Annotated in this window: 13 protein-coding genes; 8 read left to right on the top strand and 5 right to left on the bottom strand. The window is 52.8% G+C overall.

Annotated elements, in window-relative coordinates; translation table 11 throughout:
* Nucleotides 1-29 precede the first annotated feature (29 nt).
* The 7 genes from prfA (at nt 30) to ybaK (ending at nt 6,754) form a co-directional block, all read left to right on the top strand.
* A complete protein-coding gene (prfA, locus tag VFA_RS03340) occupies nt 30-1,118 on the top strand; it encodes a peptide chain release factor 1 (RefSeq protein ID WP_004724760.1) in 1,089 nt (362 codons plus the stop codon).
* A gap of 10 nt (nt 1,119-1,128) precedes the next feature.
* The gene (prmC, locus tag VFA_RS03335; protein ID WP_038150816.1) at nt 1,129-2,010 is read left to right on the top strand and encodes a peptide chain release factor N(5)-glutamine methyltransferase; all 882 of its coding nucleotides are present in this window, start codon (nt 1,129-1,131) and stop codon (nt 2,008-2,010) included.
* Complete coding sequence (locus tag VFA_RS03330; protein WP_004724756.1) at nt 1,995-2,378, top strand: SirB2 family protein; 384 nt, start codon at nt 1,995-1,997, stop codon at nt 2,376-2,378. Before prmC ends, VFA_RS03330 begins: the two co-directional genes overlap by 16 nt.
* Nucleotides 2,379-2,428: 50 nt before the next feature.
* The gene (locus tag VFA_RS03325) at nt 2,429-3,238 is read left to right on the top strand and encodes a SirB1 family protein (RefSeq protein WP_004724754.1); all 810 of its coding nucleotides are present in this window, start codon (nt 2,429-2,431) and stop codon (nt 3,236-3,238) included.
* Between the two features lie 21 nt (nt 3,239-3,259).
* The gene (gene kdsA / locus VFA_RS03320; RefSeq protein WP_004724752.1) at nt 3,260-4,111 is read left to right on the top strand and encodes a 3-deoxy-8-phosphooctulonate synthase; all 852 of its coding nucleotides are present in this window, start codon (nt 3,260-3,262) and stop codon (nt 4,109-4,111) included.
* A gap of 349 nt (nt 4,112-4,460) precedes the next feature.
* A complete protein-coding gene (gene ushA, locus VFA_RS03315) occupies nt 4,461-6,125 on the top strand; it encodes a bifunctional UDP-sugar hydrolase/5'-nucleotidase UshA (protein WP_004724748.1) in 1,665 nt (554 codons plus the stop codon).
* 149 nt (nt 6,126-6,274) lie between these two features.
* Entirely contained in the window at nt 6,275-6,754 is a 480-nt protein-coding gene (gene ybaK, locus VFA_RS03310) for a Cys-tRNA(Pro) deacylase (RefSeq protein ID WP_004724746.1), read from the top strand.
* Between the two features lie 88 nt (nt 6,755-6,842).
* Here ybaK and VFA_RS03305 read toward each other — a convergent pair whose 3' ends face one another.
* Nucleotides 6,843-8,093, bottom strand: coding sequence for a uracil-xanthine permease family protein (locus VFA_RS03305; RefSeq protein WP_004724744.1), 1,251 nt, complete (start codon nt 8,091-8,093; stop codon nt 6,843-6,845).
* A gap of 220 nt (nt 8,094-8,313) precedes the next feature.
* Between VFA_RS03305 and VFA_RS03300 the strand changes: the two genes are divergently transcribed.
* A complete protein-coding gene (locus tag VFA_RS03300) occupies nt 8,314-9,585 on the top strand; it encodes a DUF2066 domain-containing protein (protein ID WP_004724741.1) in 1,272 nt (423 codons plus the stop codon).
* An 87-nt stretch (nt 9,586-9,672) separates the two neighbouring features.
* On the opposite strand, the gene VFA_RS03295 is transcribed toward VFA_RS03300, so the two are convergent.
* Genes VFA_RS03295 through bepA form a run of 4 tightly spaced genes read right to left on the bottom strand, consistent with a single transcriptional unit; the run spans nt 9,673 to nt 12,508 of the window.
* Nucleotides 9,673-10,092 (bottom strand): DUF2069 domain-containing protein, encoded by a 420-nt coding sequence (locus VFA_RS03295; protein ID WP_172475429.1) that lies wholly within the window; start codon nt 10,090-10,092, stop codon nt 9,673-9,675.
* Between the two features lie 8 nt (nt 10,093-10,100).
* Entirely contained in the window at nt 10,101-10,676 is a 576-nt protein-coding gene (wrbA, locus tag VFA_RS03290; protein ID WP_004724737.1) for an NAD(P)H:quinone oxidoreductase, read from the bottom strand.
* Nucleotides 10,673-11,023: an arsenate reductase (glutaredoxin) gene (gene arsC / locus VFA_RS03285; protein ID WP_004724734.1), complete on the bottom strand. Its 351-nt coding sequence runs from the start codon at nt 11,021-11,023 to the stop codon at nt 10,673-10,675. Before arsC ends, wrbA begins: the two co-directional genes overlap by 4 nt.
* A gap of 24 nt (nt 11,024-11,047) precedes the next feature.
* Entirely contained in the window at nt 11,048-12,508 is a 1,461-nt protein-coding gene (gene bepA / locus VFA_RS03280; protein WP_038150813.1) for a beta-barrel assembly-enhancing protease, read from the bottom strand.
* Nucleotides 12,509-12,680: the final 172 nt, after the last annotated feature.

Here is a 12,680-nt window from a genome sequence, read left to right as displayed (position 1 = left end):
TTACTCCTTATTCGTTTAAAGAAGAAACTATGAAAGCGTCGATTTTAGTAAAGCTTGAATCCCTGGTTGAGCGTTATGAAGAGGTTCAACACCTGCTGGGCGACCCCGCAGTTATCGGAGATCAGGACAAGTTCCGTGCTCTGTCAAAAGAGTACTCACAGCTTGAGGAGATCACTCACTGTTTTCAGGCTTATCAGCAAGCGCAGGACGATCTGAGCGCGGCGGAAGAGATGGCCAAAGAAGACGACGCAGAGATGCGTGAAATGGCGCAAGACGAAATCAAGGTCGCGAAAGCCGAGATTGAGCGCCTGAGCGACGAGCTGCAAATTTTGCTGCTGCCTAAAGATCCCAACGATGACCGCAACTGTTTCTTGGAAATCCGCGCTGGTGCGGGCGGTGATGAAGCGGGCATTTTTGCCGGCGACCTGTTCCGCATGTACAGCCGTTTTGCTGAAAAACGCGGTTGGCGCATCGAAGTGATGTCATCCAACGAAGCAGAGCATGGCGGCTACAAAGAAATGATTGCCAAAGTGAGCGGCGATGGCGCGTACGGTGTTCTGAAATTTGAATCCGGCGGCCACCGCGTGCAACGTGTTCCTGCGACCGAATCGCAAGGCCGTGTGCACACCTCTGCGTGTACCGTGGCGGTCATGGCTGAAGTGCCAGAAGCCGAAATTCCAGAAATCCGCACTGCGGATCTGAAAATTGATACCTTCCGCTCGTCTGGTGCGGGTGGTCAGCACGTCAACACCACCGATTCTGCAATTCGTATTACCCACTTGCCAACTGGCATTGTGGTGGAGTGTCAGGACGAGCGTTCACAACACAAAAACAAAGCCAAAGCGATGTCGGTACTGGCCGCGCGCATTGCCAAAGCGGAAGAAGAAAAACGTGCGGCGGCAATCTCCGACACGCGTCGTAACCTGCTGGGTTCGGGCGATCGCAGTGACCGCATTCGGACTTACAACTACCCGCAAGGCCGCGTGTCTGATCACCGCATTAACCTGACGGTTTACCGTTTGAGTGAAGTGATGGAAGGCGATCTGCAATCGCTGGTGGATCCCGTGATTCAAGAGCACCAAGCGGATCAGCTGGCCGCGCTTGCTGAGCTCAACTGATTTGATGTCAATGACTTCGCCACTGACCATAGAAGCCGCCCTCAAGGCGGCGACTTTGCAATTAACGCACAGCGGCAGTGATTCGCCGTCACTCGATGCCGCCGTGCTGCTTTGCCATGCACTGGATAAACCGCGCTCCTACTTGCTGACTTGGCCCGATAAAATTCTCGATGACACCACGCACGCAGCATTTGATGCATTGCTTGCCCGTCGCCTGACTGGCGAGCCGGTTGCGTACATCATCGGGGAGCGTGAATTCTGGTCGCTGCCGCTGAAAGTCTCGCCATCCACCTTAATTCCGCGTCCCGACACGGAACGCTTGGTGGAAGTGGCGCTGGAGAAAGCGCAGACGCTGGATGGTGATATTCTCGATTTGGGGACGGGCACAGGTGCGATTGCCTTGGCGCTTGCCTCTGAACTGCCACAACGTCGCGTGGTTGGGATCGACCTGCGTGACGAAGCGCAGCAATTGGCCAGCGACAATGCAAACCGTTTGCACTTAACCAATGTCACGTTTTTGCAGGGCAGTTGGTTTGAACCCTTATCACACGGTACAAAGTTTGCTTTGATAGTCTCCAACCCGCCATACATCGAAGAAAACGATCCGCATTTGGCTCAGGGCGATGTGCGCTTTGAACCGAAAAGTGCGCTGGTTGCCGCCGATAACGGGTTAGCCGACATCAAATATATCAGCGACGCTGGCCGTGATTATCTGCAAAGCGGCGGCTGGTTGGCGTTTGAACACGGTTACGATCAGGGTGCGAGCGTGAGAACCATCATGCAAGCGCTGGGCTATCAGCACGTGATCACCGAGCAGGATTATGCCGGTCATGATCGCGTGACGCTGGGCCAATATAACGACGAACGAGGAAGACAATGTACGAAGGATTAAAACATTTTCACTTGCTGACCATCGGGCTGAGCGCGCTGCTGCTCTCGGTACGTTACGTACTGATGATGATGGATTCAGAACTGCGCCAACATAAATTCCTCAAAGTGTTTCCTCATATTGTGGACACCTGCCTGCTGCTCTCCGGGATCGGCCTGATTTTTGTCACCGGATTTGTGCCATTTACCGCAGCCGCGCCTTGGATGACCGACAAACTGACCAGCGTGCTGGCTTACATCGCACTGGGTTTCTTTGCCCTGAAATTGGGTCGCAACAAGCTGCTGCGCACATTCGCGTTTTTTGGCGCGCTGGGCTGGCTGGCGATTGCCGGCAAAATTGCCGTAACCAAAATCCCGATGTTCTTTGGCTAAGCCGCACTGGCTGTTGCTGTCCGTATTAGATTCACAGATAGAGTAGTGTGATGCTGGATTTGTTTGATGAAGATTTCGATGCGATGGAGCTGGTGGAAGGTGCCCTTGCGCTGAATAAAGCCATCAATCCGGACACCCAGGTCGACTGGGCGCGCATCGAATTGAAACGATTACTGGACGACGCTGAGCAAAGTCTGGTCCATGAACGCGATGAAAAGCAGCGTTTTGAATCGTTTCTACGCTTATTCTATTTTGAGTGGGGATTTTGTGGTGACCACGAGGCCTACTACGATTCCCACAACGCGTTCATCGATAAAGTGCTGGAACGCCGCAAAGGTATTCCTGTCAGTTTGGGCGCGTTGCTGCTGTTTTTTGGTCGCCAATTGGGCTTTCCGCTGCAAGGCATCACCTTTCCGACGCAGTTCTTGTTAGAACTGCGCTGGCCGGGAGAAGCGCCTTTGTACCTGAACCCGTTTTCCGGTGAATATGTGTCGCGTCATACCTTGCAAGCGTGGCTGATTGGCCACAAAGGCCCGTTGACCAAACTCAAAGCCGACCATTTGAAGCCTGCCGATCACCCAACCATCATTGGGCGTTGGTTGGCCTTGCTGAAAAGTGCTCTGCTGCGTGAAGAGCGCTATACTCTAGCGCTGAGATGCACTGATCTGGCACTGACGTTTGTGCCTGATGATCCGTATGAAATTCGCGATCGCGGCTTTATCTATCAACAGTTGGATTGCCATCAGGTGGCGCTGACGGATTATCAATATTTTATTGAGCAGTGCCCGGACGATCCGGCCGCAGAATTATTGAAAACTCAACTCAATGCACTCAGTCACAACCACGTGACGCTGCATTAATCACAACGAAGAGAAAAGAGAATGGAACAGAAAATTGTTCACGTCGGTGATATTCCGGTTGCCAACGACAAGCCGTTTACCCTGTTTGCAGGCATGAACGTTCTGGAGTCGCGCGATATGGCGATGCAAATCTGTGAGCACTACGTCAAAGTGACTGACAAATTAGGCATCCCTTACGTATTCAAAGCTTCGTTTGATAAAGCGAACCGCAGCTCAGTGCACTCGTACCGTGGTCCTGGTTTGGAAGAGGGCATGAAAATCTTCCAAGAACTGAAAGACACGTTCGGCGTGAAAATCATCACTGACGTGCACACCGAAGCACAAGCACAGCCGGTTGCGGATGTGGTGGATGTAATTCAGTTGCCCGCGTTTTTGGCGCGTCAAACCGACCTTGTTGAAGCCATGGCGAAGACAGGCGCGGTGATCAACGTGAAAAAACCGCAATTCATGAGCCCAGGTCAAGTGGGCAACATCGTGGAAAAATTCGCAGAGTGTGGCAATGAGAAAGTGATCCTGTGTGAGCGCGGCTCATGCCATGGTTACGACAACTTGGTTGTTGATATGCTGGGATTTGGCGTGATGAAGAAAGCGTCGAACGGCAGCCCTATCATTTTTGACGTGACGCACTCCCTGCAAATGCGTGACCCATCGGGCGCTGCCTCGGGCGGTCGTCGTGAGCAAACTGTGGAACTGGCGAAAGCGGGTCTGGCAACGGGCATCGCGGGCTTGTTCATTGAAGCGCACCCGAATCCAGATCAAGCGCGATGCGATGGCCCATCGGCACTGCCGCTCGACAAGCTGGAGCCGTTCTTGGCGCAAATGAAAGCGCTGGACGATTTGGTGAAAAGCTTCGCGCCGATCGACATTCGCTAATCGATTGCAGAAGCCGCCTTCGGGCGGCTTTTTTGTCGCTGTGCTTCGGCGGTGACGTAAACGCTTGCGCACGCATTTTTGCAGATGGCGTGCGGATAACGGGTGAAATAGTCTCGGCGCTTCACAACACCATTTGCCATTTCTCGATACGCTTCGCCACGCCCTGTGGCTATTTTTAGTGATGAATTTCACAGAGTGATGCAACAAAGCTGTTACATCATTTGGCTTATTTTAAATTAGTTCATGTTTTATCAGTCAGTTGGCGCGATCACTCTCAAAGAAGAGCGCATTGACTGACTACACTTTGAAAAGAAAAGTAGTGGACCCCCATCAGTTGAAAGGTACGACAATGAAACAAGGCTTACTCCTCAAATCCGTGTTAAGCGCCGCAATTATTGCGTCGCTGGCTGGCTGTGCTTCGCAACCCGCACACGAATGGCAACAAGACACCACCTACAAGTTGACCATTTTGCACACCAACGACCATCACGGCCGTTTTTGGCAGAATAACTATGGTGAATACGGCATGGCCGCGCGCAAAACGCTGATTGACCAGATCCGTGCGGATGTAGAAGCGCAGGGCGGCAGCGTGCTGTTGTTGTCTGGCGGTGACATCAACACCGGGGTACCAGAATCTGATTTGCAGAATGCTGAACCGGATTTCAAAGGCATGAGCCACATTGGTTATGATGCGATGGCCATTGGCAACCACGAATTCGATAACCCGCTCGAAGTGCTGTTCCAACAGGAAGAGTGGGCCAACTTCCCGATGCTGTCGGCCAACATTTATGACAAAGCGACTGGCAAACGTCTGTTCCAGCCGTACCACATCTTCGACAAGCAGGGCATTAAGATTGCGGTGATCGGCCTAACCACAGAAGACACCGCCAAGATTGGTAATCCGGAATACATCGGTGGCATTGATTTTCGCGATCCCAAAGCGGAAGCGAAACAGGTGATCCAAGAACTGAAAAAAACCGAACACCCGGATCTGATCATCGCTGTGACACACATGGGCCACTACCAGAATGGTCAGCACGGCATTAACGCGCCGGGCGATGTGGCACTGGCGCGCTTCCTGCCGAAAGGTGAACTCGACATGATCGTCGGTGGTCACTCCCAAGAGCCGGTTTGTATGGAAGGCCCGAATCTGGTGAAGAAAAACTTTGTACCGGGCGATGAGTGCAAACCGGACATTCAAAATGGAACGTACATCGTTCAAGCGTACGAATGGGGGAAATATGTCGGTCGTGCGGATTACGAATTCCGTAACGGTGAGCTGAACATGGTCAGCTACAACCTCATTCCGGTGAACTTGAAGAAAAAAGTGAAGGTGAACGGCGAAAGCCAACGTGTGTTTGCCACCACCGAAATTAAAGAAGACCCAGCGATGCTCGATTTCCTGCGTCCGTATCAGGAAAAAGGTGCAGCGCAGCTGAACGTTAAGATCGCCGAAACCAACGGTAAATTGGAAGGTGACCGCGATGTGGTGCGCTACCAACAAACCAATCTGGGTCGTTTGATTGCGACCGCGCACATGCAGCGCGCGAAAGCCGACTTTGGTGTGATGAACTCAGGCGGCGTGCGTGACTCCATTCCTGCCGGTGATGTGACCTATAAAGATGTGCTGCAAGTGCAGCCATTTGGCAACATCGTGAGCTACGTCGACATGAATGGTCAGGAAGTGTTGGATTACCTCAACGTGGTGGCAACCAAGCCGATTGATTCCGGTGCTTACGCGCAATTTGCGGGGATTACCATGACGGTCGCCAACGGCAAAGTGTCGAACGTCTTCATTGGAGGTAAACAGCTGCGTCTGGATGAGAATTACCGCTTTACCGTGCCAAGCTTTAACGCGGCGGGCGGTGACGGTTATCCGAAGATTTCTGATCACGCAGGTTACGTCAACACCGGTTTTGTCGACGCTGAAGTGCTGAAAGATTATCTGGAAGCGAACAGTCCGGTGGATGTGAACCGTTTCGCGCCATCGGGTGAAATCGTTTATCAGGAATGAGGACAGGAAAGGATTGACTCAATAGGTTGAATCCCTTTAACTATCAGGCGATGCGCGATGGCGCATCGCCTGTTTTTTTTATCTCAATGGTACGAATCACTATAAGCCCGCCCGGGTTTATCCTGATTGGTATAAAGGACCGATTCACCATGACTCCAGCGATTAACCTTGCGAAGAAAAAGAAAGTTTCCCACACCATCCATCAATACGAACACGATCCGAGCCACAGCAGCTACGGCTTAGAAGCCGCTCAGGCACTCGGCCAAGATCCGAAAACCGTATTCAAAACCTTGCTGTTTTGCCTCAATGGAGAAGAGAAGAATCTGGCGGTCGCGGTGATTCCGGTGGATCACAAATTGAATTTGAAACTGGCAGCCAAAGCGGCGCATGCCAAAAAGGCAGACATGGCAAACCCTGAGATCGCGCAGAAAACCACGGGGTATGTGGTGGGTGGCATCAGCCCACTGGGGCAGAAAAAAGCGCTGCCAACCTTCATTCACCTTAGTGCGTTGGAACTGCCAACGCTGTGTGTGAGCGCCGGTAAACGCGGGCTGGAAATCGAGCTGGCACCCAAGGATTTAGCCATGCTCACGCGCGCGCAGTTTGTCGATTTGTGCCAAGACGCCTAACGCGCAGGCGCAAACACCCCACATAAAAAAACGGCCTCATCAGAGGCCGTTTTGATCTTCAAGAACGAATCCGTTATTCGCGAACGAATCAGTGTTTGCCTTCTTCCATCTGCGCGTTATCCACGATGTGGTTTTCGCCCAAATCATTTGGCAAGACCAGGTTAAGAATAATCGCGACAATACCGCATAGGCTCACGCCTTGCAGGCTGAATTCGCCAATACCGAAAGCCATGCCGCCGATACCAAATACCAGCGTCACTGCCACGATCACGAGGTTACGTGATTTGTGTAGGTCGACGTTGTTTTTGATCAGTGTGTTAAGGCCCACGGTTGCAATCGAACCAAACAGCAGAATCATGATGCCGCCCATGACAGGCACAGGAATGGTTTGTAGCAGCGCGCCCAGTTTACCCACCAGTGCCAGCACAATGGCAGTCACTGCCGCCCATGTCATGATTGCTGGGTTGAATGCTTTGGTCAGCATGACGGCACCGGTCACTTCACTGTAGGTGGTGTTTGGTGGCGCGCCAAGGAATGTTGCCGCCATGGTGGCAACCCCGTCACCGGTGATGGTGCGGTGCAGGCCTGGTTTTTTGATGTAGTCTTTGCCGGTCACATTCGAGATCGCCAGCATATCGCCCACGTGTTCAACAGCGGGTGCAATGGCAACCGGAATCATGAACAGAATGGCGTTGATGTTGAATTCTGGGAAAGTAAAGTTTGGCAGTGCAAACCATGCCGCTTGTTGTACTGGCGCAAAGCTCACCACACCAAAGTAAAGCGACAAAGCGTAGCCCGATGCAATCCCACCACAAATGGGAACCAGCTTAAAGAAGCCTTTGGAGAACACACTCATCACGATGGTGACCAGCAGTGAAACGCATGAAATCCACAGGGCCGCATCGCCCGCGACCAGTTGCACCGAACCGTCACCGGTTTTACCCAGTGCCATGTTGACTGCGGCTGGCGCAAGGCCCAAGCCGATCACCATGATCACCGGCCCTACCACCACAGGCGGCAGCAGTTTGTGGATGATTTCCACACCGCGCACTTTAATCACCGCACCCATAAGGATGTAAACCGCACCGGCTGCCATCAAACCACCCATGGTTGCCGGAATACCCCAAGCTTGGATACCGTACATAATGGGAGCGATGAAAGCGAAAGAAGAAGCAAGAAAGATTGGAACGGAGCGACGGGTGATGATTTGGAAGAGGAGGGTGCCGGCACCAGCACCGAAAAGTGCGACGTTGGGATCAAGACCGGTTAACAACGGTACAAGAACCAGAGCACCAAATGCGACGAAAAGCATCTGTGCGCCTTGAATGGCATTTTTCATTGTATTTTCCCTGATACTGAACAAAATTCGCGGGATTCTATCACTTTTGCAAACGTTTGCCATTTAAACTGGATCAAAAAATGGATTATTTTTAGTTTACAGGGACGAAATAGCCAGCCACGAATTGGGGATTTTTTGACGCGATACTGGCGGCGTTTTCTTGCCCGAAATCGGATAGTTGCTTATCATCAACCTTCACAATTGAGGACCTAGGAACACTATGCGTTATTTAGCATTGTTGATGGCCGGGCTGATGAGTCTGCCGGCGCTTGCGCTGACGAAAGTCAATTTGTACCAAACAGAAGTCGTGATCGATGAGCAGCAGGACAATGCTGACGCCGCGGCCCGCATTGCGGGGATGCAACAAGTGATTGTGCGAGCGACCGGCGATAGAGAGTCGGTCAACAACGAGGTCATTCAAAAAGCGCTGCGTCAGAATTCGCAGTACTTGAATCAGATCAGCTATGCGCAGCAAGGCGATGCGAAAACCCTGCGAATGGGATTTAGTGGCCAACATATCCGTTCGCTGCTGACTCAGGCACAGTTGCCATTTTGGCCTGAAAACCGCGCCAACCTGTTGGTTTGGCTGGTGGAAGAGTCCAATTATGATCGCAGCATCACGTGGGAGCACGCCAATACGCCCCTACTGCGCCAGCTCAAAGCCAGCGCTCAATTACGTGGTCTGCCGCTTATTGTGCCTGTCGGTGATTTTGATGACATCACTGGGGTGCAAATTTCCGATCTGTGGGGCGGCTTTGCGCAGCCGATCAGTTTGGCCAGCCAACGTTACCCAACCGATGCGGTGTTAGTGGTGCGTGCGCAAGGCTCGAATCTGCGCTGGACACTGTACGATCAAAATGCTGGCAACATGATTTCGGCGCCTAAAACGCCGATGAGCGGTAAGGCGTCGGGGCAAAATGCGGCTGCAGACATGGTGGATGAACTGAGTGATTACTACGCGCAGAAAGGCGCGGTGATGGTCAACAGCGAATCCTCGGAAGCGGTGCTGGCGTCGTTTACGCCGGTCAACGGCGCGGTGTCATTCTTTACGCTGGAAGATCGCCTCAAACGGTTAAGCTCGGTTGCATCGTTGGATATTCTTAAAATTCAAGGCAATGAAGTGATTTTCAAAGTGCACTTGCTGGCGAGCGAAAGCCAGTTTCAGCAAGAAGTGCTGCGCATGGGCCGCGTGGTGACTCGCGAAGCGCCAGCGCCGCAGTTACAACGAGAACCATCGCTGATGCCCGCGGCGGAAACGCATGCTGTTGGCGTGGATGGCGTTGAAACGGACGGTGTAGAGACAGATGGTGTCGAAACGAATGCCATTGATAGCGAAGGGGCTGCCGCTGTTCCTGCACAAGCGGATGCCGCGTCATCGACGTCGGCGATTGATGTGCAACCGGTGTTGGCTACCGAGCCAAGCGTTGATGCGCAGCCGGTGATGCCTGCTGAACCCGCGATCAACACGCTCTACTTTCAGTGGCAAGGGTAAATCGATTCTTGCAACATAAACCCTGCAACATGAAAAAAGCGCCGTTATGGCGCTTTTTTTGTACGAGTGAGTGGCGAGAAAACGCGGTTACAACTTGTTGTCAAACCGAGCGCGTTCCTGCTTTTCCACTTCCGACAACTTGGTCAGTTTCAATCCCAGCTCTTTCCCGCGATGACGAGCATAAAGAATGTTGCCCATAAATGCCGCCAGTGTCAGCAATAGCTCAACCGCGGCCAACACGCGCTCACCATCATCAATGTACAAGAGGGTCAAGGCGTGAAGAAAATAGAACATCAAAATGAAATTGGCCCATGCATGCGTATACGGTTTGCCAGCTAAAATTCCCGGCAGCGGGAGCAGCAGCGGAATGAGCCACGCAATGGTCAACGTGAGTGGGTTAATGTGTGGATGGGGTGACAGTTCCAGTTGCCACAGGGCAATCCAGCCCAAGAGAGACAAGTTCCCGCCCAGCGCAAGCCAACGAAACAGCGTGGTGCGCGGCGACATATCGACGCTCATGATTTTTCCTTCAATTGGCTTGCCACGCGGGCAAGTCGTTTTCCTAAACTTTGTGCCAGTGTGCTTTCGTCACCGGTGATGCGATCGTTGTGTCCAGACACATGACTGGCCCCATACGGCGTGCCGCCTGAGGTGGTGGTGTGTAACGCCGGTTCCGAGTAGGGGATCCCCAGCACCAGCATGCCGTGGTGTAACAGCGGCATCATCATGGTTTGCTGTGTGGTTTCCTGACCGCCGTGCAGTGTGGATGAGGTGGTAAATACACATGCGGGTTTATCGATCAGATCGCCACTGAGCCACAACGGCGTGGTTTGATCCCAAAAGTGTTTCAACGGCGCGGCCATATTGCCAAACCACACCGGACTGCCCATTGCTAACCCATCACACTGACGCAGTTCTGTCAGCGTCAGCAGGGGGTCGTCGGCCAATCCTGCCTGTTCGGTCAATTCCGGCACGGTGCGCAGCAACGCTTCGCAACCCGGTACCGACTCAATGCCGCGCGCAATTTGACGCGCCAAGGCTTGGGTGCCACCATGGCGACTGTAATACAGCACCACCAAACGACAACTCATAGAATATCCAGCACTTGCTCCGGTGGACGGCCGTGACGCGCTTTGCCGTTTGCCACAACGATAGGGCGTTCAATCAGTTTTGGATTGGCCACCATGGCTTCAAACAGCGCATCGTCAGACAGGCTGATATCCGCCAGGTTGAGCGTTTTGTAGATGTCTTCTTTGGTGCGCATCATGTCGCGCACTTGCGTTAGACCCAACTGTGCATAGAGTTCTTTCAGTTGCGCCACGCTCAGCGGCTCTTCAAGGTATTTGACGACCTGTGGTTGAATGTTTTTCTCTTCCAGTAAGGCCAGCGTTTCGCGGCTTTTTGAGCATCGAGGGTTGTGATAAATCACGACTGACATAATTCTTCCTTCATCATTATTTTGTTATTGGAGTGATAGGAAACGTTCACGCTGCACCATCAATTGGTCGATGCGAGCGTCATAACGTGCCTGTTCTAAACTGCCCAGTTTAGCTAACTCGCTGGCTTGGGTGTAAAACTGAATGGCTTTGTTCCAGTTGGCCCGTAGCGCAAAAATTTCGGCGCGCGCCGCCAAATCTTCCGCGCTGTTCCCCAAACGAATGTTGGCTTCAGATAAGAGCTGCCAGCCGTTGGTGTCGTTGGGGTTATCGTGGGTGTAGCGTTGCAGAATACGAATCGCGTCGCTGTACTTTTCTTCCTTCATCATCGCGTTGGCGTAGTTGATGGTCAGTACCGCGTTATTGGGTTTCTGTTTCAGCGCTGCGCTCAACAGCGCTTGCGCTTTTTGTGGACGGTCGGTGGCCAAATAAAGGTCAGACACCGCATCGAGATAGAAGCCGTTGACCGGATCGCTTTTGAGCAGCGCATTCAACAGTGGCTCAGCTTTATCGTACTGTTTGCTGTCGATGTAGACCAAGGCTTTGCCATATTCAAACGCTGGATGCAGTGACGGTTCGGCTTTTTTCTGCGTGCGGTTGAACCAGTCAAGCGCTGCATCGCTGTCGATGCCCGCATAACGCGCCACGATGCGTGCGCGTGCCAAATGGTAGTTGAGCGACGGTTGCAAACGAACGGGCGTGTACTGCTGCGCGCGCTGGCGACTGTCGGTGATGCGATCTTCGGGCAATGGGTGCGTCAGCAACATCGGTGGCGGCTTACTGGCGTAACGGTATTCATCGGCCAAGCGGCCAAAAAAGCGCGGCATGGCGTTGACGTCAAATCCCGCTTTGGCCAGCGTGGCAATCCCAAATCGGTCGGCTTCTTTTTCATTGGCACGCGTGTAGTTGATTTGGCTTTGAATGTTCCCCGCGGTGGTGGCGGTAATGGCGGCAATCCCCGCTTCCGGGGCGGCAATAGCCAGCAACAGTGACCCGGCCAGCGCTGCGATCGTCGCTGGTGAGCGACGCGCTTGATCTTCCATACTGCGCGCGAGGTGGCGCTGGGTCACGTGCGCGATTTCGTGCGCCAGAACCGAGGCCAGTTCACTTTCCGATTGCGCATGCAAAAACAGCCCGGAGTGCAGCGCGACATATCCGCCAAAGAAGGCAAAGGCGTTGATGTCGCGGTCGCGAATCATAAAGAAGGTAAACGGGGTTTTGACATCGTCGGCATAAGCCACCAAACGATGCCCCAAAGAATCGATGTATTCGTTGAGTACCGGGTCATTGATAACAGGGCGACTGTTGCGCAGCATGCGCATGTACGCATCGCCATAGATGAGTTCCTGATCGATGGTCAGTGTGGAACCTGCGACGGTACCAATGCTGGGCAACTCGATGCTGTTGTCGGCGTAAGCCAAGGGCGGGGTCGCAAGTACCGCAGCCAAACAAAGGCTCACGAATGAACGAGTACGTTTAATTATCATGGTTTGAGGTGAGACTCCAAAATCATCTTCTACTTTACCTTGTAATCGAGCGTGATTGGCGAGGCCATCAACTTTGATTGGTCAACGCATCCGTTCGACTGTTAAGGTATAAGACATTACCTGACTGGATTGGTTTCCCGATCACCGAACAGACGCCCAGGTATAAGTAAGC

The sequence above is a fragment of the Vibrio furnissii CIP 102972 genome, assembly GCF_000176175.1.
In the GTDB taxonomy this organism is placed as follows: domain Bacteria; phylum Pseudomonadota; class Gammaproteobacteria; order Enterobacterales; family Vibrionaceae; genus Vibrio; species Vibrio furnissii.
This window is presented reverse-complemented; position numbering and strand designations above follow the sequence as displayed.

Excerpts from the sequence above, each read along its gene's own strand:
- prfA (WP_004724760.1), top strand. The coding sequence starts at position 30 with ATGAAAGCGTCGATTTTAGTAAAGCTTGAATCCCTGGTTGAGCGTTAT.
- prmC (WP_038150816.1), top strand. The coding sequence starts at position 1,129 with ATGACTTCGCCACTGACCATAGAAGCCGCCCTCAAGGCGGCGACTTTG.
- VFA_RS03330 (WP_004724756.1), top strand. The coding sequence starts at position 1,995 with ATGTACGAAGGATTAAAACATTTTCACTTGCTGACCATCGGGCTGAGC.
- VFA_RS03325 (WP_004724754.1), top strand. The coding sequence starts at position 2,429 with ATGCTGGATTTGTTTGATGAAGATTTCGATGCGATGGAGCTGGTGGAA.
- kdsA (WP_004724752.1), top strand. The coding sequence starts at position 3,260 with ATGGAACAGAAAATTGTTCACGTCGGTGATATTCCGGTTGCCAACGAC.
- ushA (WP_004724748.1), top strand. The coding sequence starts at position 4,461 with ATGAAACAAGGCTTACTCCTCAAATCCGTGTTAAGCGCCGCAATTATT.
- ybaK (WP_004724746.1), top strand. The coding sequence starts at position 6,275 with ATGACTCCAGCGATTAACCTTGCGAAGAAAAAGAAAGTTTCCCACACC.
- VFA_RS03305 (WP_004724744.1), bottom strand. The coding sequence starts at position 8,093 with ATGAAAAATGCCATTCAAGGCGCACAGATGCTTTTCGTCGCATTTGGT.
- VFA_RS03300 (WP_004724741.1), top strand. The coding sequence starts at position 8,314 with ATGCGTTATTTAGCATTGTTGATGGCCGGGCTGATGAGTCTGCCGGCG.
- VFA_RS03295 (WP_172475429.1), bottom strand. The coding sequence starts at position 10,092 with ATGTCGCCGCGCACCACGCTGTTTCGTTGGCTTGCGCTGGGCGGGAAC.
- wrbA (WP_004724737.1), bottom strand. The coding sequence starts at position 10,676 with ATGAGTTGTCGTTTGGTGGTGCTGTATTACAGTCGCCATGGTGGCACC.
- arsC (WP_004724734.1), bottom strand. The coding sequence starts at position 11,023 with ATGTCAGTCGTGATTTATCACAACCCTCGATGCTCAAAAAGCCGCGAA.
- bepA (WP_038150813.1), bottom strand. The coding sequence starts at position 12,508 with ATGATAATTAAACGTACTCGTTCATTCGTGAGCCTTTGTTTGGCTGCG.